This window comes from Apilactobacillus micheneri, assembly GCF_006493595.1.
In the GTDB taxonomy this organism is placed as follows: domain Bacteria; phylum Bacillota; class Bacilli; order Lactobacillales; family Lactobacillaceae; genus Apilactobacillus; species Apilactobacillus micheneri.
The window spans coordinates 158,150-178,537 of the sequence record NZ_QUBI01000003.1; the positions used below are offsets into that span (position 1 = coordinate 158,150).

Consider the following 20,388-nt stretch of genomic DNA (forward strand, 5'->3'; position numbering starts at 1 on the left):
TACTAACCCTCCTTGCTTATTTAAATGTTTCTTTTCTATGCTAAATACATTTCTTAAACATAATACCATAAAAACTAAAATCATGAAACATCTATTTAAAAATAGGGGAGTTATTCAAATTATAAAGTTATCCACATTTTAATTTGTTTCATGCATATTTTTGTGGATTAATTTGTGGACTAAAAAATATTAATTCACAGAGTTATCCACATTTTATCCACATAATCACAGGGTGTGCATAAAGTTATCCACAACCAGTGCATAACTACTTTAAAATCCTATTATATCAATAATTAAACAATGTTTTTTATTCACATTTGGCTGTTAATAACTAAAGATTATTATTATTTTATAAAGTTATCTACACCCTGTGGATAACTTTATGCACAGCCTGTGGAACATTTTATATTAGTTATAAATATCTGTGGAAAACTTAACTTCATAATGGTAAAATTATTTAAGAAATTCAAGTGGGAGGAAATAATTCATGAATAAAGACACATTATGGGAAAAAATCCGTGATGCTTTTGAAGATAATGTCTCAACTACGACTTATTCAACATGGATAGAAACCGTTAAACCGGTTAGTCTAGAAGGCAATCAACTAACTTTAGAACTCCCCTCCCCTCTTCATCGAGACTATTGGAAAGATAAATTAGCTGACCAATTAGTCGAATATGCTTATAAAATAACTAAAAAAGATATTATTCCTAATTTTGTTTTAGAAGATGAATTAAGGAATGAAAAACAAAGTAGTTTTGAACCAATAAACGACGATCAAAAAAATAGTAACAATTTAATGAAGAATACCCATTTAAATACTAACTATACATTTGAATCATTTGTTATTGGTAAAGGTAACCAAATGGCGCACGCTGCGGCATTAGTTGTATCAGAAGACCCTGGTAAGATGTATAATCCTCTACTATTGTACGGAGGTGTTGGATTAGGTAAAACACATCTAATGCATGCAATTGGTAACAAGATTATTCAAGATAATCCTGAGGCAAACATTAAATACATTACTAGTGAATCTTTTACGAACGATTTTATAAACGCTATTCAAAATCATAAAACAGAAAGTTTTCGACAAGAATATCGGAATGTGGATGTTTTACTTGTGGATGATATCCAATTCTTTGCAGACAAGGATGGTACCCAAGAAGAGTTTTTCCACACATTTAATGATTTATATGAAAATCGTAAACAAATCGTATTAACTTCTGATCGGCTACCAAATGAAATATCAAAACTGCAAGATCGATTAGTTTCAAGATTTGCATGGGGCTTATCAGTTGACATAACTCCACCCGACTTAGAAACTAGAATTGCTATTTTAAAAACCAAAGCTGAAGCTGATAATATTGATGTACCAACTGATACATTAAATTATATTGCTGGACAAATTGATTCAAATGTCCGTGAGTTAGAGGGAGCTTTATCAAGAGTTCAGGCCTTTGCTAAATTCAAAAATGTTAAAATTACAACGGATTTAGTATCAGACGCATTAAAAGGACTTAATAAAGGTGAAAATAAAATCGAAGTAAACATTGATAAAATAATTGAAACTGTTTCTTCGTACTTTAATTTATCGATTGACGATATTAAAGGTAAAAAAAGAATCCAAAAAATTGTCATTCCAAGGCAAATCGCAATGTACTTAGCAAGAATCATGACTAATAATTCATTACCTAAAATTGGTGTTGCATTTGGAGGAAAAGATCATACCACCGTAATCCACGCCTATGATAAAATATCCGAGTCACTAAAAGATAACGTCAATTTACAAAATAAAGTTGATGAATTAAAAGAAGAACTAAAAAGGTAATTTTATCGTTTGTGGAAAAAAGGCAAAGTTATCCACAGGTTATCCACAGGACGAAAGTCAATGATATCAAGTGATTAGCTTAGTTATACACATATCCACAGGCCCTACTACTACTATATTTACTATATATTAATTATTATTAATAACAGGGGGAAATTAAAAATGAAATTTTCAATTAAAAGATCATCATTTATTCAAGGAATTAATACTGTATCAAGAGCAATATCATCTAAAACAACTATCCCTATTCTTACTGGTTTAAAATTAACTGTAACCGATAATGAAATTATTCTTACAGGTAGTGATGCTGATGTTTCAATTGAAACTCAAATTCAAGCTAGTGATGAAGATAATGAATTAGAAATCAGTGAAACTGGTAGAATTGTACTACCAGCAAGATTCTTCAGTGGAATTGTTAAAAAACTTCCTAACGATAAAATGACTTTATCAGTAAGTAATGGCTTCCAAACGGAAATTACTTCTGGTTCATCATCATTTACGATTAATGGATTAGATGCTAATGATTATCCACACCTACCAGAAATTGATAATGAAAATGAAATTTCATTATCTGGTGATGTCTTTAAAGAAATTATTAATCAAACTGTTATTGCAGTTTCAAAACAAGAAAGTCGCCCTATTCTTACTGGTGTACACTTTGTTTTAAAAGATCAAATGTTATTTGCTGTTGCAACTGATTCACATCGTTTAAGTCAACGTAAAGTTGCTTTACCAGATAATAATGGTGAATATGATGTAATTATTCCAGGAAGCAGTTTGTCAGAATTATCAAAAATGATTTCTGATGATAATGAAGATGTAAAAATGAAGATTTCAGAAAACCAAGTTTTATTCACAATTGGTAATACTTACTTCTACTCTCGTTTACTAGAAGGTGCTTACCCTGACACTTCACGTTTGATTCCTAAAGAATCAGAAACTAATGTTCAATTTGATGCTCGTGAATTATTAGGTTCAATTGAAAGAGCTTCATTACTTTCACATGAATCTAGAAATAACGTTGTTAAATTAACAATTAATGCTAATGATAAAAAAGTTACTATTTCAGGTAATTCACCTGATGTTGGTAATGTTGAAGAAGAACTTGATACTAAAGAAGTTAGCGGTGAAGATTTAGAGATTTCATTTAATCCTGATTATATGAAAGATGCGCTTCGTGCATTTGGTCAAACGATGATTAATGTTTCATTTACATCACCATTAAGACCATTTACATTGGTTCCTTCAGAAGATCAAGAAAACTTTGTCGAACTAATAACACCAGTTCGTACATTTTAAAAATAATAGAGAATAAAAAGAGCACTGATATTTTTAATCAGTGCTCTTTTTATATATTTAAATAAAGCCAAAAATTGATTTTTAAGACCTGTTAATAAGATTGTGGATAAATTATACTAAATATGTTCTTAAATTTATTAAAACATGAATAATTTTAATTATATGTGGATAAAATCATGACAACAAAAAGTTATGTAATAAAAAAGTCCTTGAATACTATCCAAGAACTTTTAATTAATTTTATAGTTGTGAGAACTTCAATAAAGTACGAACCATGTTGCAAGTAAAGCCCCATTCGTTATCATACCAGTTCCAAACCTTAACTAATTGGTCATCACCAACAGTTGAAACATTAGTTTGAGTTGCATCAAATACTGATCCGTGAGTATCACCGATAATATCACTTGATACGATTGGTTCATCATTGTAACCGAATGTTTCGTCCGCATGACTCTTCATCTTTTCATTGATTTCGTCAGCAGTAACATTCTTCTTGTCAACGATGGCTGTCAATTCAGTCAATGAACCATCAATAATACCAACACGTTGTGCAACACCATCTAATTTACCGTTTAATTCAGGAACAACTAAACCAATGGCCTTAGCAGCACCAGTTGAGTGAGGAATAGTGTTTACTGAAGCAGTACGGTTGTTTCTGAACTTCTTACCACGAGGGCCATCTAAGATAGCTTGAGTAGAAGTAAAGGCATGGATAGTTGTCATTGAACCAACTTTAATTCCAAAGTCCTTGTTTAAGAAGTATGCAGTAGCTGCAATACTTCCAGTTGTACATGAACCAGCTGAAACAATTTGATCATCTGAGTTCAATGTGTCCAAGTTAACACCAGGAACAACAGTCTTCATATCACCAGCAGGAGCTGAGATTAGAACACGTTTTGCACCAGCGTCTAAGTGAGCTTGTGCCTTTTCTTTTGATGTGTAGAAACCTGTACATTCTAGTACGAAGTCAACACCATCATTTTTAACCCATGGAAGGTCAGCGGCATTTTTTTCAGCGTAAACTGGAATTTCATGACCATCAACCACGATTCCCTTATCTGTTGATGAAACTTCACCTGGGAACTTGCCATGTGTTGAGTCATATTTCAATAGGTAAGCTAGCATTGAAGGAGTAGTTAAATCATTAATAGCTGCTACTTCGATACCATCAGATTTTAATTCATGAATTCTTTTGAATGCTAAACGACCAATACGACCAAAACCGTTAATACCAATTTTTACTGTCATACTTGTACCTCCAAATTCATTTAATATTTTATTTATATCTTACAAGATACAAATTAACACGCTTTGAATTTAATGTCATGTATTATGCTTGTGAAAAATAAATTTTTTCATATTTACTATTAAAATAAGCGCTAAAGTTATTGCTATAGAAGTAGCTAGTAAAGTTAATAATATTGAAACTATGGTGTTTAAATTTAATTGCGCAATGAAATAATACAGCAATTTGAATAACATGATTCCCAATATTACATATATGAATCCTTCTAAAAATTGTTTCATAAATTCTCCCATGTAATTTATCTGTGATAATTTGATTTTAAACTGTAATTTAACTATATCATTTATGAAACATTACTCTACTACAATAAGTAATTGTAAATGGAGGATATTTGTTTTGAAAAATTTTAGATTTAAATATTTATTTATAATTATTGCTGCTATATTTGTATCGTTTATATACATAAATATAACTAATGTAAATGCAAATCAAAGAAATGTTTATGATTTGTCCGAATGGCAAGGTAATTTTACTGATTCACAAGTTAAACAGTTAAAAAATGAAGTGCCATTTGTCATTTTAAGAGTTCAATATGGAAGTGCTTATTATGATCGAACTTTTCAACATAATCGAAATTTATTAGATAAGTATAAGGTTCCATATGGAGTTTATTCATTTAGTCAGTATGAAAGTGTGAACGATGCTAAAGGAGAAGCTAGAGCACTCTATAAGCGTGCTCCTAATGCCAAATTTTATGTAAATGATTATGAAGATCAAACTGTTAAATCTGGTGATACTAATGCAGCGACTTTATCATGGGTAAATGAACTTAGACCATTAGCGAAAAACAAAAAGATATTGTTCTATTCATACCAAAGTTTTATGTTGCAATATGCAGCAGAGGCGATTAGTTCATACGATGGTTATTGGTTGGCTGCATACCAGTCGAATGAACCTGAAAGAGAACATGTTTTATGGCAATATACTGATCATTTTTATTCACCAGCATTAGGTAAATATATTGATTCAAGTCTTTTAACCTCTAAAAAGAGTAATTGGTTTATTGGGAATCCAAAACCAATTGTGAATACTAAATATTATCGTGATAGTGGACAATTTACTACTAAAAGTAAATTTAACGAGAACTTTTATGATCATGTAGCTTTAGATAATAAGTATGCACATAATTTTAAATTAAAAAATTATGGAGCAAAATATCGTGCTAAAACTATTAATATAGATTGTAGAGCAATTGTTAATGGTAAAACATTTTATCGTTGTTACTATCGAGGAAAATTATTAGGTTGGATTAGTAGTGATACTTTAGGTCTCCATATTAATTATGGCAAAGCTAACGAATATAAAAAGGTTAAACATAACACACTCAATAATTTTTACAACCATGTAACCAATAGTCATTTTAGTAATATTAAAATGACTTATCATGGGCATAAATATGCTAATAAAAAATTAAAGATAACTGCCAAAGCTAAAAAAGATGGCTGGCATAGTTATTACTATCAATGTTATTATAATGGTAAATATTTGGGTTGGATTTACCAAGGTGCATTCAAGTAAAATAAAAAACAGACACAAAAATGTGTCTGTTTTTTATTGGTTAATTTTCATTTATAATTAATCTTGGACATTGAACCCTGCATAAATTTTTTGCCAAAATGTTAAATCATCGCCATTTTTTTTATGATGTTTACTTGCAGCGTAAACATTATTACTATTACTAATTACATTAAATGAACCATAACTAAATGATAATGACATGACAACGATTGCGAAAGCAGTTAATATTTTTTTCAACATAATCACACTCCAATTATTTTTAGAGAAGGTAATAATATGAAAATATCTAGTCAATTAAAAAAAGTTAGGAAAGATAAAAAATTAACCCAAGAATATGTAGCTAACAAAATTAATGTTTCTAGAAAAACTATTTCAAGTTGGGAAAATGGTCGTGGACAACCTAATTCTACATATTTGAAACAACTGAATTCCATATATGATACCAATCTCCAATTACATTATACACAAAATAAACATGAAACTAACAATAAATATTTTAATGTCATGTATTTTATTAATTTAATATTATTTATTCTTTGTTTATATAACTTATATACTGGTAAATTAGCAAAAATATCTATTTTGCAATTTATTTTCACTTCTTTTTTATGTATAAGTTATAAAATAAATGTATTTATAAAAATAAAAAATAAAGGTAAAGGAATATACTTATATCTTTTTATCTTTGTAATTTTCTTTATAATTATTATGAATAATTTGGAATTTCAATATAACTTTTCTAATTTTTTTGAAGAAATGCCATTATATATAGGTGTTCTTTTTCACTCACTAATATTAACAACCAGCTTCTTCATCATAACTAACTATAGAAATGGTAAATAGTAGTGGATATTATTTAAAAATCATGTCTATAGACACGCCAAGACATTGATATAACAGCATTTTACTATTAAATATTTTTATGAATGTAACCCTTATATTTGTCTATTTTTAATTACTAGCTTGATTATTTTTGTAATCTTTTATATGTTTAAGTTGTTGATAAATTAATTATCAATTATAGATATGCGTTGAACAGGGAGCACCTAGATGCTCCCTGTTTTTATTTATAAAATTATATTCTCCTCTCCCCCTTTTAAATTATTCCAATCATTTCTTAAAATTCCGTATTTTATAGAATCCCAATACTTATTTTCCCAATATCTTACTTTTGGAATCTCAGCTTCTTTATTTAAACCAATCTTTTTTGCTAAATGCATCATACTTTGATTACCAGACCAAGTTGTTAATCCAATATGAGGTAAATCAACTAGCGCAAACATTTCATCAATCCACTTCTTTAAAGCAATTTTTCCAATGCCTTTATGCCAATTAGAGTCATCATAAATACAAATTCCGACATCTAACCATCTTTTTAAATTTCCATCTTCATAATACGCTGAAACTGATCCAACAATTTCACCGTCACACCAAATTGCTTTATACATATTGTTATTTAAATGCTTTTTAGAAGCTTCTCCATGAATAAAACCTTCTTTTTCAGGCAATTTATCTTTAAAATATGGACCATTAAATTTTGTCCATGCGGCATTTTTATCTTTATATGCAACATTCCAGAAATCTTCCAAATCAATTTTCTTTATTTTTTTTAGAGATATTTTCATTTTCGTACTCCAATCATTTTATAATTTTAATTTAACCATAATTTAATATTAACATATTAAAAAAAGAGAACAGAAATAAATTCTGTTCTCAAAGTTTTAATTATTCTTTTGTTGAAAAAACTACTAAAAATTGAATGATACTTAATATAGCTAAAAATAAGATTGCAAAAGTATAACCAATTACATTATTTGTTCCTGAAATAGCAGTAATCTTAGTAATAATTGTGGAAACAATGACAGTTCCAATTGCACCAGCAAATTGTTGAACTGTGGTTAAGATCGCATTACCATCTGCTTTAATATCAGCTGCTAAGTAGTCTAAACCTTTGGTCATAATGTTTCCGTATGATAATCCAATTCCAATCATAATAATTGTGTAGAAGATTGTGAAAATGGTATCACTTAAATTATAAGAAGTAGCTGCTAAATAAAGTAATGAAATAACAATAGCCCCAATTCCAGTTAGAATTGGTTTCTTAGCACCTAGATGATCTAATAGTGATCCTGAGAATGGTGAAATGATAGCACCAACGACAGCACCAGGTAATAATATTAATCCAGCAATACTTGATGAACTATGATTAATAATTTGGACATAATTAGGAACAATGAATGATAATCCTAAGATAATTAATTGATTTATAAAGAATGCAATTACATATTTTGAATAAGCCAAATTCTTAAGAATCTTAACGTTTAGAATAGGTTCTTCTTTTCGATTTTGTATTTTTATAAACATAGTTAAAGCAATAATTCCAATTATGATTGGTAAAATAACATTAACACTAAGTAGTGGTTTACTACTGATGTTACTAATTCCAAAAATTAAGCCAGCAAAGGTTAAGAAAATTAAAATAAAGCTAAACACATCAAATTTATTATTGCTTAATTCACTTTGTGGTAATTTTGGAACTGATATAATTCCCAATATAAAAGCTAAAACTAAAATTGGAATTAAAATGATAAAAATATAACGCCAACCTAGCGTATTAACAATAATTCCACCGAATGTAGGCCCCACAGCTGATGCGGCAGCAGTTATTAATGAGCCAAAGCCCATCATAAAACCAAGTCTACTTTTTGGAACATTTTCCAAAATAATGTTGAACATTAATGGTAATGCAATTCCAGTTCCAATTCCTTGAATCAGTCTTCCTAGTAATAAGAAAATGAATTCTGGTGCCATCGCATCAACAACCAAACCAATTAGGAATAAAATACTAGCACATATAAATAAATGACTAGTCTTAAACCTTTCTTTTAGGAATTTGGAAAGTGGAATCACACTTGATAAAACCAATAGATAAATCGTTGTAATCCACTGGACTACATTTAGTCCAATATGGAATTCTGAAATTAAAGTTGGAAATGTGATATTCATCGAGGTTTCAACAGTCACCCCACTGAATGTCATAACTCCGACAGCAATTATTGCTAATAATACGTTTGTTGATATTCTCTCTTTCATTAAATAGTCATTATATTTCGTCTCCTATAAAATTTGTATTATAAAATACATTAGTGTTTGTAATTATAGTGAATTAAAATTTTTCGTGCAAGGAAAAATTTAAAAAAGATATCCACAAATTTTAAAAATCCGTGGATATCTTTTCTATATAAGGTTTATAACTTTTTATTATAAAAAGGCAGTAAATGCAGCAGCTAAAATTATTAATAATAATCCTAAGATTGTTACAATCATTTCTTTTTTAGTTTTTCTTTCATTTAAAAAGTAAATTCCAGTTAAGGTTGCTAAAACTACTGATGTTTGAGATAAAACGAATCCAGTAGCTAAACCATTCATATTTGGTTGTGCAGAAATCAAATATGTTAAGGCTGCAAAAGCAAAGAAAAATCCAGAAATGATTTGTAAGTAAGAAACTTTTTGTTTAAAAACATTATTTTCTTTGATATGGAATAAGCAATAAATTACAGCAGTTAAAAACATACCTAATGCTTGTGGTAAGAAGGCATATTTACCACTAATATTGGTTGCTTGTGGTGCGGCTGAATATAACCAATATCCAATAACACCAACAACAAGAAATAAAACTGCTTTTTTCATTTTAGATGATTCTTGTTTGTCTGAATGTTCTTGCCAACTGGTCATTGTGGCGCCAATTATAATAATAATTAAAGCAATGAAGCCAATTATTTTATTAGAAATTCCATTCCAGTTACCTAATGCAAATACACCCCATAATGCTGTAACGATTAATTGCAATGCAGTTGTAATGGGCATAACTCTAGATGAACCAACTAATTTGAAAGCTTTGAAAGACATAATCTGACCAAAAGCCCAACCAGCACCAGATAATAATGACAAAATAAATTTGATTCCGGTTGGCATTGAAAGTCCTGTGATTAGGAAATATATATAGGCAAATATAAGAGTTCCGAATGTTGATCCAACAATTTGATTGGTAGGTTTACCTCCAAATTTTGAAGCAATCGTTGGATATAACCCCCAACCTATTAACGGACATAAACCAATTAACAATGCAATAGTATTCAAGATGCTTCCTCCTCTGAAATCATGAATTTTTAGGAGCAATATCATAATACTTAAATGAGCAAAATGAGTTTATTAATATTGTTTCTTCTTATATTATAAAAGCGCTTTCATAATAAAGCAACAAACATTAATAATAAATTCTTAAATTTGGAGTTGCTTACATATTTTATACTTAATTGTTTAATAAATGATCATATTTACTGTTATGTTTAAAAAACATTTTTGCATATTCACAAATAGGACAAATCAATAAGTTATTTTTTTCAGAATATTTTATTACTTCTAACATTAATTGCCTTGCAATCCCTTTACCACGATATTGTTTTTCAACAATAATGTGATTAATAGATAAAATATTATTTTTGACAGTGAAATTAGCTTTAGCAATTGCATAATCATTATCTATTAAATAAATATTTTCTTGATCATAACTAAATTGCATTTTTAGCACTCCTTTTATTATTCCAAAATCTTATTAAGACACAAATTAATAAAAAGATTATGTAAAGCATGAATATTTTAATGTTGAAATGCATTGATATACCAAAATTGAAACCACCATCTTTGAATATATTTTTAATCAATTTTATGCCCAATAATGACATATGAGTCTCATTCGAATTCATAATGAATAATTCAATAATTGATTCCAATACTATAAAAATTATAAATGCTAGACTATCTGATAAAAATTTCATTATATATTTTATCTTCATAAAAAATTTCTCCTTCTTATTAATTATATTATATTTTAATATTTATATAATTAACACTAAAAAAGCAGCACTTAGAAGCTCTGTTCTAAGTGCTGTTTTTTGTTATAAATTTATTTGTAGAGTGTAGGAGATAGTTAATTTGCAGGAGTATTTATTAACTTCAATTATTGATCCATCTTAAAGATGCAGCTTTCCAATCCTGATTAACACATAAGTTCAGTCTATATTTATGATTCTGATTAATATTTGATTGATTTTTCTTAACTAAATGTTTTTTCATTATTGTAAACCCCTCTTTCCTTTAAGATTATTAATAATATAACAATGAAATCTTAAACAAAACTTAAGACAAAATCTTTTTATTTGATTTTTTAGTCTACAAGTGTAGACTAAATATAAATAATAAATTTGAGAGGTGGTAACCATCGATAACAAAGTTAGTAATATTTCCGATGCTGAATGGGAACTAATGCGTGTTTTGTGGACAATTGGTGATTCAAGAAGTAAGACCATTATTGATTTGCTTTCTAAAAAAAGTGACTGGAGTGAATCAACAATTAAAACTTTAATTACCAGATTAAAGAACAAAAAAATCATCGGCGTTAAAAAAATTGATAAAAAAAATTATTACTATTGTTTAATTAATGAACAAGATGCTTACAAAATGAAAATTAAACACTTGTTTGATGAAATTTGTTGTATGCAATATGGTTCAACCCTTGATTATTTAATCAATAATGTTGATTTAAGCAAATCTGATATTAGTAAGTTGATTAAAACCTTAGATAAAAAAATGGTGGATGCACCAGAAAAAGTTGAATGTCATTGTTTAGGAGGTAAGATTTATGAGTCATAAAGATATGAAAGACATGGATCATAGTAAGATGAACCATGAAAATATGGATTGCTGTGATAATGATCATAAAGATATGAAGAATTGTGATATGGAACATGATGATCAAGAACATATGGATCATGATATGGGTGATATGCATCATGACATGAGCAATATGGAACATAATCATGAAGGTCACATGAACCATGATATGAGTCACATGGGACATATGGATCACAACATGGATATGGGGAGCATGAACCATGATCATGGCCATATGATGATGAATCATGGTGGCCACATGATGGACATGGGAGACTTAAAAAAGAAGTTTTGGATTTCATTAATCCTAACGATTCCCATTATTCTGATGTCACCAATGATGGGTATGAAATTACCATTTCAATTAACTTTCAGTGGTTCTGATTTTATTGTATTAATTTTAGGTAGTATTTTATTCTTCTATTGCAGTACACCATTTTTCAACGGTGCTAAAGGTGAAATGAAAAATAAAAAACCTGAAATGATGTCGCTAATTACCTTAGGAATTTCAGTTGCTTATATTTACAGTATTTACGCGGTAATTGCTAATGACATTTTACATGTGACTCCAATGGTTAATGATTTCTTTTGGGAGTTATCCACATTAATTGTGATTATGTTATTGGGACACTGGATTGAAATGAATTCAGTGATGAATGCCGGTTCTGCAATTAATAAATTATCTAAATTATTGCCTGATAACGCACATTTAATTACTGATAATCAAACTAAAGATGTTTCCACAAGTGAATTATCAGTTGGGGATTCAATTTTAATTCAAGCTGGGGAAAAGATTCCGGCTGATGGTACTATCTATGATGGTTCAACGGCAGTGAATGAATCATTAGTAACTGGTGAATCTAGAAGTGTTAACAAGAAAGCTTCTGATAAAGTTATCGGTGGTTCTGTAAATGGTGATGGTACGATTAAAGTTAAGATTTCTGGAACTGGTAATAGTGGTTATTTATCAAAAGTTATGAACATGGTCCAAGAAGCCCAATCAGCTAAATCCAAAACTGAAAATTTGGCTAACCAAGTTGCAAGTTACTTATTCTATGCTGCACTACTGGTCGCAATTATTGCTTTCGTTGCTTGGTCATTTATTAAAGGGGTTAGTTTCTCCATTCCAGTAACTGTAACTGTATTAATTATTGCATGTCCGCATGCATTAGGTTTGGCTGTTCCTCTAATTGTTTCTAGAACAACTTCCATTGCTGCTACTAATGGTTTATTGATTAGAAATAAAAATTCTTTAGAAAAAATCAATGATATTAAATATGCATTAATGGATAAAACTGGAACTTTAACTGAAGGTAAATTCCAAGTTAATGGTTACGATCGCCTAGATAATAGTTACTCCAAAGATGATATTTTGCAGATTGCTGCTAGCGTTGAACAAAATTCTAATCATCCTTTGGCGACTGGAATTATGGAAACTGCTAAACAAAAAGCATTATCGTTATCTGAAGTAAATAATGATAATCAAATTACTGGATACGGAATGCGTGGAACTGTTAATAATCATGAATTTCTAGTTGTTTCAGCTGCTTATTTAGATGCCAATAACATTGATTATGATGCTAGTGTATCTAAACAATATTTAGAAAAAGGTAATTCACTAAGCTATGTGGTTGAAAACAACAATGTAATTGGTTTTGTTGCTGAAGGTGATTCAATCAAATCTGGATCAAAAGCTATGATTCAATATCTACAAAGCCAAGGTATTACTCCAGTGATGTTAACTGGTGATAACGAATCAGCTGCTAACAAAGTAGCTTCATTACTAGGAATTACAGAAGTAAAAGCAAAATTACTTCCAGAAGATAAACAAAAGAATGTTATTAATTATCAAAAAGATGGCAAAGTAATGTTCATTGGTGATGGAATCAACGATGCACCTAGTCTAACTCAATCTGATATGGGGATTGCAATCGGATCAGGAACTGACGTTGCCGTTGATTCAGCTGATGTAGTCTTAGTTAATAGTAATCCATTGGATGTTGTGAATTTAGTGAAATTAGCTAAGAAAGCACATACTAAGATGATTCAAAACTTATGGTGGGGTGCTGGTTACAATATTGTAGCTTTACCATTAGCTGCTGGAATCTTATCATTTGCTGGTATTATGCTAGATCCAATGGTTGGAGCTATTATCATGTCACTAAGTACAGTGATTGTTGCTTTGAATGCTTTAACTTTAAAAATTAAATAAAATATGAAATAAAAATAGAGCAAAACATTCAATGTTTTTGCTCTATTTTTTATACAATAAAGTTACTTATTTAATTTGTTTTTTGATATAAATTCAAACAAATTTACAGTGTCGTTTTTAGATAATTTTCCAATTGGATTATGCTGAAAAATTATTTCTTTAGTAATACCATATGTTATGTGAGTATCAACAAAAGACTGTTTTTTTAAACCAGCTTTGTACCAATCCATAATAGGATAATAGACTTTTTTAATATTTTTAGATTTATTTTTATATTTTGAAGTTATTTTAAAAACATATACATATTTATTATCAACAGAGACAACTAATGCAGGACGAATTTTACTTTTATTGGAATCATCAAAGGGGACATTAGCAATATATATATCCATTTTTTCTTGCATATATAGTTTATCTCTCTTTCATCCAGTTATTAAAATTAGGAGATTTTTTGGGATCATAATTGCCATTTTTATCTATGTCGACTTTTTCATTGGGAATATCATTAATTAAATTGTCCCAACTTAATGATGAAGGCATCTTTTTAATAAGAACTTCATCATTATTTTGAGTAATAGATACGGTATCACCATTATTAATGTTTAATTTTTTTCTGATATCAGCAGGAATAACTATTTGTCCTTTACTAGACATTTTTGCAGTAATTGTGTTGTGCTTTAGCATATTAATCACCTCTCTTACATCTTACTTCTTACATCATTCTTTTACAACTTATTTATTTAAAAAATAGCTGAATTAATATATAATCGCAATTATTCTAAATAATAGAAAGGAATATTGATATGAAAAGATTAATATTTTCAGTTATTTTGATTTTTATACTGTTTATTTCATGGAATCATTATAAAAATAATGATTCCAATCATAATTTTCAATATGAAATTAATCAGGTAAAACAGGGTAATTTCAAAGAATTATTAGGATCAAAAAGCCAAGCAGACTTAAAAAATGAAGCAAGTGAATTAGGCGGAGCAGTTAATAGCCAATTTAAACAAGTAGAAAATAATTTTAATAAGAAAAATGATGAAAAAGCTAAAACCAGAAGTAATGAGGAGAATAAGGGCTTTAATTCAGCGATTAATAATAAAAATTTCAATGTTAATAACGTTTCTGAAGAATTCAAAAAAGGTTATCAACAAGGATTAAAGCAATTGGAAGCATTGGCTAAGAAGTTACATTTGATTAAGGAAAATAATAATTAAAAAAGTGCAAACTTATGTTTGCACTTTTTGTTTTACATTATTATGAACCATGGAAACAATAAAAATCTCCAAAAAGTACATGAAATTGATTTATTGTATTTAGGATTATATTTTTCAAAATCTTTTTCGACACTTAGTAACCAAAATCCATTAAAGAAGAATAAAATACCGGCAATACTAGCCACTAAATGATTATCATTAACAAATGTATAATAGATTAATGTTGCAAGAAATATTATATATGTGAATCTTAGTGAATATATTTTAAATTTCATGAGATTATATCCTTATATGAATAATTTATTTCACATATTATATTATTTTTCGATTGATTATATCAATTTTTTTATTTAAATTTGACTTTTATAAAATTATAGGTAACATATAAGTTACTTAAGTAATTTATATGTTACCTAAGTGGGAGCGTGAAATATGAATAATAAAGTAAAACTCATCAGAGTTTCTAAAGATATGCAACAAAAAGACTTAGCTTTAAAAGTAGGTATTTCCAGACAAACTTTAAGTTTGATTGAGAAGGGACAATATAATCCTTCTTTAAAGCTATGTGTGAATATTGCTGAGGCTTTAGACTCTGATCTAAATACATTATTTTGGAAGGTGTAAGAATGAAGAAACAAAAGGAATCTTTATATGTAAAATTTATAAAATATTTATATAATATCAATGATAATTTTGATGAATATAAAAAATCACAAGTTAACAGAATCGGAAACAATTCTTTTATTTTTTTAATTGTATATTTTTGGCTTGAATCAATGGCGATGTGTTTAGTTGCAAACTCATCATTAGATTTAAGCATTGTATTATTTATAATGTTATTTTCCAATTTACTAATTCTTGTCATTATTTTTTGCTACATATCGTCTTCTATATCTAATCTAAAATTAGATCAAGTAGACGTATATGACGAAAAAGATTATAGACTGAAATTAAAAGATACTGCTAAAAAATCATTAATTGTTTCCCTAATATTTTTTTATTTTGAACGTTTAATATCATTCTTATCAGATATTTTAAATAGTAGTCAATCTATTATTGATTTAATCGTTTCTCCTTATCAAAATTTAGTTGGTCTACTTATTACAATTATTGTTGGGGTTAGTTATTATTCTAAACTTAGATCTAAAATAAAAAAATAAATCTTAAATAGAAGGTGTAAAAATGAATGAACAAAAAGAATCATTATACATAAAAATAATAAAACACTTTTATGGAATACATGGATACTTTGATGAATATAAGCAGCAACAAGTCAATAGAATTGGTAATAATGCCTTTTTAATTCTACTTGCTTTTTTTTTCATAGAAATGTTAACAATTGATATTTCTGCTCTTATTTTTAATTCAGATATTATTGTTGATTTATTAATATTTGTCAATATTTTTATTATATTGATAGTATTTTTGTATATAGTTGTTTCTATGTCTGGATTAAAATTAAATCAATTTGAAACTTATGATAATAATGAATATAAGTCATTAATCAAAAAAGCTAAAGTAAGAACTATATACGCTGCCCTTGTTTTTTTCATTGGTGAAAGAATTACATTTTTCGTAATAGATATTTTAGATAAAGATAATAACTTAAGTATTTGGCAAAATATAATTTCACCTAAAGAAAATATTATTTGGGGAATAACTTCAATTTTATATGGCTTGGCTATGTATTTTACTGCTAAATCAAGAATTAAAAAATAAATTGTTAGGAGACAAAATTATGAGCAAAAAATATTTATCAAATAAATTGAATTTAACACATATCATAATGATAATTTCTGTAATAATATCCTTGTTTATTTTCTATTATTTAGATGTGGGTTCTTTAAATTATGGATCATTAATTATAGTTTCTGTAAGTATTATGAGCAGTTATTTTTCATTAAAAAATAAAATTAATAATAATAAGGATACTATAAATTTAAACAAGAGAATGAATTATTTAATCATATGGGATATATCGCTTCCGTTTATATTATTATTGATTAATTATATCATCATTTAGGAGTACTAAATGAAAAACTATTTAAAGAAAGCCTTTAGTGCAAAAGAATTAACAACGACTATTGGTGTTACGTTTTCTGCTATCTTGTTAATTTGGTTTAGTAAAAATGTTGATGAAATAATGAAATACAATATTATAAAAATAACAGAATTTATAGTTATTTTGATATTTATTAATATAATTGGTCTTTTTAAAGTTAAATATTTAGATAAATTAAATAATAAAAATTATTATGTTATTTTCAACTTATTTTTATTCATTTTTGAAGTATTGTTCGCTATTTATATAATTTAAGGAAGGGGTAAGCATGAAAACTAATAGTAAAAAGTTTGGAGATTGGCTATGTTGTTTATTACTCATAGTATTTATTTTTAATGCAAGTAAATTAAATATGGTTGGTTTTATTTTAGCCATGATTGTAATGATAATGTCGATTGCTATTAAGAAAGGAATTCTTGATTTTAAAGACAACAAAAAGCTATACATAATATTTAATGTAATTGTTTCTATTATCGTAATTTTTTCTTATGCTTGCATCTTTATTATCAAATAGTAGTATGATTAATTTATAAAATAAGAAGGTGTATTTTTATGATTTACATAATTGGTTATATGGCCACATTAATAGGATTGTTGATTCTAATTACTAGGTGGAACAATTTTTTTGGAAAACTTAACAAACTGGAAAAATTTGCTTATATTATTATATGCTTAGGAATAATGATTCCATTAGTATATGGTTTTGTTATGGGAATAATTACTAATGTAAAATTATAACAGCACATTTAAGTAAAAACGATGAAATAAAATTTATATCGTATTATAATACCTTAATAACAACACTATAATAATTAATGAAGAAGTGATTCTAATGAATAATAACAGAAAAAATGGTTCAACATATTTTGAAGTTATATTAGATGTAATTATGTACACTTTTCGTTTTATCGTGCGGGGATTTTTGCGCATATTTAATATTAATTAATATTTTTTCGTTATGGAATAATCACTAATATAAAAATATAACAAAAGGGTCGCTAACAAGTAGTTAGCGACTCTTTTTATAAATATTTAAATGTTATTTAACACCAGCAGTTTTCTTAATAGTGTTAACTAAATTGTGTGATGTAATTAAATGATATTTATATGGAATCTTAATACTTTTTACATTGCTTTTAGCACTTGTCCCAGTAGTATTTCTAAATGTATTATGTCTAGTTACAAATTTATACGCATCATTTTTACTATCTAAACCAACATTTTGACTATTATTGGTTTTGTAGAAATAATTATGTTCAGATAATACATTACTTCCACTGCCAATTTGCATAGCGTTATATTGATTTTGTGAATAACCTTGTGCATTTTGACCAGTGGGGTTAGTACTATTATCAAAATAATTATTATAAGCATGGACATAGCCTCTAAGTAATGGACGTCCCTTTAAATTAGGGCCAAACCAATTATTGCTTAAAGTGACATGCAATTTATTTGTTGCCATATATGAATCATTTTTATTTGCACCGACTAATAATGGCAATCTTTCAGATGCTAAATCATGCCAATCACCTACCCAATTCCATTTAGGATCAGGATTCATATTTAACCATTTATTTGAAAACCAGAAATGGTTATGATCAACAGTTACTTTATCTGAAGATAATGAAATTGAGAATAAATCATCAGGGATATCGTGAAAATCATTATTTTTAATAAGAGCATTATTTACACGACGTAGTGAAACTCCCAAATAGTTTACGCCAACGCCACCAACATTAATTTGATCATTATTTAATTTTTGTAAGTCACTAATATTACCATAGAAATTAATATTTTTAATGACTACATTATTAATACTTTGATTTGCGGGTAATAATTCACCATCAACTTTTAATTGAATGTTCACTAATGCAGGTTTGCTGCCCTTTAATCCTTCAATTGTTAAATTGTCCCAACTCTTATCAGCAAAAGTATAAGTCTTTGGGACATTGCCACCATTGATGGTTCCATCAACAATGATATGATGTTGCTTATTTTTAATAGCATCATTTAATTGTTGAACATTTTTAACAATCGTCGCTTTTTGTGTAGAACCTTTAGCATTAGAAAATCCAGCAGCATTCGCAATATTGAAAGTTATTAACAACATAAAAATACATGTTGAGACTGCAACAAATAATTTTTTCATAAAATCATTTCTTTCCTAAAATATTAGTATTATTATATTAAATAATAACAGGTTAAGTATTAAAAGTAGAACTAAATGTTTAACTTTAAGGGAGGTGTTTATAATAATGAGCTATGATGATTGTAGTAGCTATGAAGATGCATATAGTAAAATGAAACATGGATTTAACAGAAAGCCTACTGATTACGAAAAAGGTATGCAAAAAGCTATAATGGATCAAAATACATTCCTATACATAAAAGATCGTAAAATTATGTCCAAAATTTATACTGCTAGAATTAGTAATAAAAGCTTTTTAAGAAAATTATTTAATAAACCACATAGTGAAGAATATAAAGCGGGATATAATAAAGGACTTTCAATGTTTGAAAAATAATTATCGTAAAAAAGTTTAAATCTTTATGATTTAAACTTTTTTTATTGACTTAAACCATACTTGAAGGTTTTTAATATTCTTTAAATAATCATATTATCAGAAGGATTCAATTTGTTAAGCAAATGCGTGCTGTCGGTATGAAAATTGATGTTTTAAGAAAGTTTCATTATCTTTTTGAATCCGAAAATGATGGCAAAAAAGAACAACTTAAAATTATGGAAGAAAAACGTGATGATTTACAATCAGCTATTAATCACCTGCATTTTAAAATTAATAATTTTGATACGCATATGGAAGATACAGAAAAAGAATTAAAAAATCTTGAAAATAATAGTAAATAATTTTATATTTACATCAATAAATTTTTCATATTCAAATTATAATTGTTTTTTGTTATAATTATGCCCAAATTAGGAGGTAGTTTAATATGAACAATAAAGAAATTGCATTAGAACTTACCAAAGAATTCTTCACGCATGCTAGTTTAGATCCACAAGATGGTAAAACTTATCTAGAAGCATTCAATGAAGCATACACATTAATTTACAACAATGTTTGCACTGCTGAATCAAACAATAATAAATCTAAAACTTAATCACTAAAAAATGCTTAGAATAGTTTTCTAAGCATTTTTATTTTATATACAATAAGCTAATTTTTTTGCGCTGGAGTTAACTCCAAG

25 protein-coding genes are annotated in these 20,388 nt (G+C 27.7%); 15 read left to right on the forward strand and 10 right to left on the reverse strand.

The genetic code is table 11. The features are described from left to right. The first annotated feature begins 487 nt into the window (after nt 1-487). Both dnaA and dnaN read left to right on the forward strand, forming a co-directional pair. Nucleotides 488-1,828 carry a chromosomal replication initiator protein DnaA gene (gene dnaA, locus DY123_RS04510; RefSeq protein ID WP_140934453.1) on the forward strand — a complete coding sequence of 447 codons (1,341 nt, stop codon included), beginning with the start codon at nt 488-490 and terminating at the stop codon, nt 1,826-1,828. A 162-nt stretch (nt 1,829-1,990) separates the two neighbouring features. Continuing rightward, on the forward strand, nt 1,991-3,127 hold the full coding sequence (gene dnaN, locus DY123_RS04515; RefSeq protein WP_105964328.1) for a DNA polymerase III subunit beta: 1,137 nt from the start codon (nt 1,991-1,993) through the stop codon (nt 3,125-3,127). Nucleotides 3,128-3,367: 240 nt separating this feature from the next. On the opposite strand, the gene gap is transcribed toward dnaN, so the two are convergent. After that, nucleotides 3,368-4,375, reverse strand: a complete 1,008-nt coding sequence (gap, locus tag DY123_RS04520) for a type I glyceraldehyde-3-phosphate dehydrogenase (protein ID WP_105964329.1) — start codon at nt 4,373-4,375, stop codon at nt 3,368-3,370. 394 nt (nt 4,376-4,769) lie between these two features. Here gap and DY123_RS04525 point away from each other — a divergent pair, with 394 nt between their 5' ends. Continuing rightward, a complete protein-coding gene (locus DY123_RS04525) occupies nt 4,770-5,951 on the forward strand; it encodes a GH25 family lysozyme (protein WP_225426752.1) in 1,182 nt (393 codons plus the stop codon). Nucleotides 5,952-6,008: 57 nt separating this feature from the next. Here the strand turns inward: DY123_RS04525 and DY123_RS04530 are convergent, their stop codons facing one another. Then, a complete protein-coding gene (locus DY123_RS04530; protein WP_140934455.1) occupies nt 6,009-6,191 on the reverse strand; it encodes a hypothetical protein in 183 nt (60 codons plus the stop codon). Nucleotides 6,192-6,227: 36 nt separating this feature from the next. Here DY123_RS04530 and DY123_RS04535 point away from each other — a divergent pair, with 36 nt between their 5' ends. Beyond that, nucleotides 6,228-6,794, forward strand: a complete 567-nt coding sequence (locus DY123_RS04535; RefSeq protein WP_140934456.1) for a helix-turn-helix transcriptional regulator — start codon at nt 6,228-6,230, stop codon at nt 6,792-6,794. A 224-nt stretch (nt 6,795-7,018) separates the two neighbouring features. Here DY123_RS04535 and DY123_RS04540 read toward each other — a convergent pair whose 3' ends face one another. The 4 genes from DY123_RS04540 to DY123_RS04555 form a co-directional block, all read right to left on the reverse strand. Beyond that, nucleotides 7,019-7,576: a GNAT family N-acetyltransferase gene (locus DY123_RS04540; RefSeq protein ID WP_140934457.1), complete on the reverse strand. Its 558-nt coding sequence runs from the start codon at nt 7,574-7,576 to the stop codon at nt 7,019-7,021. 100 nt (nt 7,577-7,676) lie between these two features. Next, nucleotides 7,677-9,044: an MFS transporter gene (locus tag DY123_RS04545; RefSeq protein ID WP_140934458.1), complete on the reverse strand. Its 1,368-nt coding sequence runs from the start codon at nt 9,042-9,044 to the stop codon at nt 7,677-7,679. Between the two features lie 168 nt (nt 9,045-9,212). After that, nucleotides 9,213-10,091, reverse strand: a complete 879-nt coding sequence (gene rbsU / locus DY123_RS04550) for a ribose/proton symporter RbsU (RefSeq protein WP_140934459.1) — start codon at nt 10,089-10,091, stop codon at nt 9,213-9,215. 172 nt (nt 10,092-10,263) lie between these two features. Continuing rightward, on the reverse strand, nt 10,264-10,533 hold the full coding sequence (locus DY123_RS04555; RefSeq protein ID WP_140934460.1) for a GNAT family N-acetyltransferase: 270 nt from the start codon (nt 10,531-10,533) through the stop codon (nt 10,264-10,266). 689 nt (nt 10,534-11,222) lie between these two features. Here DY123_RS04555 and DY123_RS04560 point away from each other — a divergent pair. Together DY123_RS04560 and DY123_RS04565 are read left to right on the forward strand one after the other, a co-directional pair. Then, entirely contained in the window at nt 11,223-11,663 is a 441-nt protein-coding gene (locus tag DY123_RS04560; RefSeq protein ID WP_140934461.1) for a CopY/TcrY family copper transport repressor, read from the forward strand. After that, a complete protein-coding gene (locus DY123_RS04565; protein ID WP_140934462.1) occupies nt 11,653-13,896 on the forward strand; it encodes a heavy metal translocating P-type ATPase in 2,244 nt (747 codons plus the stop codon). Before DY123_RS04560 ends, DY123_RS04565 begins: the two co-directional genes overlap by 11 nt. Nucleotides 13,897-13,958: 62 nt before the next feature. On the opposite strand, the gene DY123_RS04570 is transcribed toward DY123_RS04565, so the two are convergent. Together DY123_RS04570 and DY123_RS04575 are read right to left on the reverse strand one after the other, a co-directional pair. Next, the gene (locus DY123_RS04570; RefSeq protein WP_140934463.1) at nt 13,959-14,300 is read right to left on the reverse strand and encodes a type II toxin-antitoxin system PemK/MazF family toxin; all 342 of its coding nucleotides are present in this window, start codon (nt 14,298-14,300) and stop codon (nt 13,959-13,961) included. Between the two features lie 7 nt (nt 14,301-14,307). Beyond that, nucleotides 14,308-14,580, reverse strand: coding sequence for an AbrB/MazE/SpoVT family DNA-binding domain-containing protein (locus DY123_RS04575; RefSeq protein ID WP_140934464.1), 273 nt, complete (start codon nt 14,578-14,580; stop codon nt 14,308-14,310). Between the two features lie 119 nt (nt 14,581-14,699). Here DY123_RS04575 and DY123_RS04580 point away from each other — a divergent pair, with 119 nt between their 5' ends. Beyond that, the gene (locus DY123_RS04580) at nt 14,700-15,119 is read left to right on the forward strand and encodes a hypothetical protein (protein ID WP_140934465.1); all 420 of its coding nucleotides are present in this window, start codon (nt 14,700-14,702) and stop codon (nt 15,117-15,119) included. A 32-nt stretch (nt 15,120-15,151) separates the two neighbouring features. Here DY123_RS04580 and DY123_RS04585 read toward each other — a convergent pair whose 3' ends face one another. Beyond that, nucleotides 15,152-15,394, reverse strand: a complete 243-nt coding sequence (locus DY123_RS04585) for a hypothetical protein (RefSeq protein WP_140934466.1) — start codon at nt 15,392-15,394, stop codon at nt 15,152-15,154. 157 nt (nt 15,395-15,551) lie between these two features. Here DY123_RS04585 and DY123_RS04590 point away from each other — a divergent pair, with 157 nt between their 5' ends. The 5 genes from DY123_RS04590 (at nt 15,552) to DY123_RS04610 (ending at nt 17,695) form a co-directional block, all read left to right on the forward strand. Continuing rightward, nucleotides 15,552-15,743 carry a helix-turn-helix transcriptional regulator gene (locus DY123_RS04590; RefSeq protein WP_140934467.1) on the forward strand — a complete coding sequence of 64 codons (192 nt, stop codon included), beginning with the start codon at nt 15,552-15,554 and terminating at the stop codon, nt 15,741-15,743. 2 nt (nt 15,744-15,745) lie between these two features. Beyond that, entirely contained in the window at nt 15,746-16,279 is a 534-nt protein-coding gene (locus DY123_RS04595) for a DUF3278 domain-containing protein (protein ID WP_140934468.1), read from the forward strand. A gap of 22 nt (nt 16,280-16,301) precedes the next feature. After that, nucleotides 16,302-16,838 carry a DUF3278 domain-containing protein gene (locus DY123_RS04600; RefSeq protein ID WP_140934469.1) on the forward strand — a complete coding sequence of 179 codons (537 nt, stop codon included), beginning with the start codon at nt 16,302-16,304 and terminating at the stop codon, nt 16,836-16,838. Between the two features lie 313 nt (nt 16,839-17,151). Beyond that, nucleotides 17,152-17,436 (forward strand): hypothetical protein, encoded by a 285-nt coding sequence (locus tag DY123_RS04605; protein WP_140934470.1) that lies wholly within the window; start codon nt 17,152-17,154, stop codon nt 17,434-17,436. Nucleotides 17,437-17,449: 13 nt separating this feature from the next. Continuing rightward, entirely contained in the window at nt 17,450-17,695 is a 246-nt protein-coding gene (locus DY123_RS04610; protein ID WP_140934471.1) for a hypothetical protein, read from the forward strand. A gap of 525 nt (nt 17,696-18,220) precedes the next feature. Here DY123_RS04610 and DY123_RS04615 read toward each other — a convergent pair. Beyond that, nucleotides 18,221-19,330 carry a pectate lyase family protein gene (locus DY123_RS04615; protein WP_140934472.1) on the reverse strand — a complete coding sequence of 370 codons (1,110 nt, stop codon included), beginning with the start codon at nt 19,328-19,330 and terminating at the stop codon, nt 18,221-18,223. Between the two features lie 106 nt (nt 19,331-19,436). Here DY123_RS04615 and DY123_RS04620 point away from each other — a divergent pair, with 106 nt between their 5' ends. The 3 genes from DY123_RS04620 to DY123_RS07605 all read left to right on the forward strand — a co-directional run bounded on the left by DY123_RS04620 (nt 19,437) and on the right by DY123_RS07605 (nt 20,301). Beyond that, nucleotides 19,437-19,706 carry a hypothetical protein gene (locus DY123_RS04620; RefSeq protein ID WP_140934473.1) on the forward strand — a complete coding sequence of 90 codons (270 nt, stop codon included), beginning with the start codon at nt 19,437-19,439 and terminating at the stop codon, nt 19,704-19,706. A 104-nt stretch (nt 19,707-19,810) separates the two neighbouring features. Then, nucleotides 19,811-20,047 carry a hypothetical protein gene (locus DY123_RS04625; protein ID WP_369073608.1) on the forward strand — a complete coding sequence of 79 codons (237 nt, stop codon included), beginning with the start codon at nt 19,811-19,813 and terminating at the stop codon, nt 20,045-20,047. Nucleotides 20,048-20,133: 86 nt separating this feature from the next. Then, nucleotides 20,134-20,301 (forward strand): hypothetical protein, encoded by a 168-nt coding sequence (locus DY123_RS07605; protein WP_181398788.1) that lies wholly within the window; start codon nt 20,134-20,136, stop codon nt 20,299-20,301. Nucleotides 20,302-20,388 lie beyond the last annotated feature (87 nt).

Excerpts from the sequence above, each read along its gene's own strand:
- DY123_RS04595 (WP_140934468.1), top strand. The coding sequence starts at position 15,746 with ATGAAGAAACAAAAGGAATCTTTATATGTAAAATTTATAAAATATTTA.
- DY123_RS04535 (WP_140934456.1), top strand. The coding sequence starts at position 6,228 with ATGAAAATATCTAGTCAATTAAAAAAAGTTAGGAAAGATAAAAAATTA.
- gap (WP_105964329.1), bottom strand. The coding sequence starts at position 4,375 with ATGACAGTAAAAATTGGTATTAACGGTTTTGGTCGTATTGGTCGTTTA.
- DY123_RS04575 (WP_140934464.1), bottom strand. The coding sequence starts at position 14,580 with ATGCTAAAGCACAACACAATTACTGCAAAAATGTCTAGTAAAGGACAA.
- DY123_RS04605 (WP_140934470.1), top strand. The coding sequence starts at position 17,152 with ATGAAAAACTATTTAAAGAAAGCCTTTAGTGCAAAAGAATTAACAACG.
- DY123_RS04565 (WP_140934462.1), top strand. The coding sequence starts at position 11,653 with ATGAGTCATAAAGATATGAAAGACATGGATCATAGTAAGATGAACCAT.
- DY123_RS04615 (WP_140934472.1), bottom strand. The coding sequence starts at position 19,330 with ATGAAAAAATTATTTGTTGCAGTCTCAACATGTATTTTTATGTTGTTA.
- dnaA (WP_140934453.1), top strand. The coding sequence starts at position 488 with ATGAATAAAGACACATTATGGGAAAAAATCCGTGATGCTTTTGAAGAT.
- DY123_RS04580 (WP_140934465.1), top strand. The coding sequence starts at position 14,700 with ATGAAAAGATTAATATTTTCAGTTATTTTGATTTTTATACTGTTTATT.
- DY123_RS04585 (WP_140934466.1), bottom strand. The coding sequence starts at position 15,394 with ATGAAATTTAAAATATATTCACTAAGATTCACATATATAATATTTCTT.
- DY123_RS04555 (WP_140934460.1), bottom strand. The coding sequence starts at position 10,533 with ATGCAATTTAGTTATGATCAAGAAAATATTTATTTAATAGATAATGAT.
- dnaN (WP_105964328.1), top strand. The coding sequence starts at position 1,991 with ATGAAATTTTCAATTAAAAGATCATCATTTATTCAAGGAATTAATACT.
- DY123_RS04610 (WP_140934471.1), top strand. The coding sequence starts at position 17,450 with ATGAAAACTAATAGTAAAAAGTTTGGAGATTGGCTATGTTGTTTATTA.
- DY123_RS04590 (WP_140934467.1), top strand. The coding sequence starts at position 15,552 with ATGAATAATAAAGTAAAACTCATCAGAGTTTCTAAAGATATGCAACAA.
- DY123_RS04620 (WP_140934473.1), top strand. The coding sequence starts at position 19,437 with ATGAGCTATGATGATTGTAGTAGCTATGAAGATGCATATAGTAAAATG.
- DY123_RS04600 (WP_140934469.1), top strand. The coding sequence starts at position 16,302 with ATGAATGAACAAAAAGAATCATTATACATAAAAATAATAAAACACTTT.
- DY123_RS04540 (WP_140934457.1), bottom strand. The coding sequence starts at position 7,576 with ATGAAAATATCTCTAAAAAAAATAAAGAAAATTGATTTGGAAGATTTC.
- DY123_RS04530 (WP_140934455.1), bottom strand. The coding sequence starts at position 6,191 with ATGTTGAAAAAAATATTAACTGCTTTCGCAATCGTTGTCATGTCATTA.
- DY123_RS04545 (WP_140934458.1), bottom strand. The coding sequence starts at position 9,044 with ATGAAAGAGAGAATATCAACAAACGTATTATTAGCAATAATTGCTGTC.
- DY123_RS04570 (WP_140934463.1), bottom strand. The coding sequence starts at position 14,300 with ATGCAAGAAAAAATGGATATATATATTGCTAATGTCCCCTTTGATGAT.
- DY123_RS07605 (WP_181398788.1), top strand. The coding sequence starts at position 20,134 with ATGAACAATAAAGAAATTGCATTAGAACTTACCAAAGAATTCTTCACG.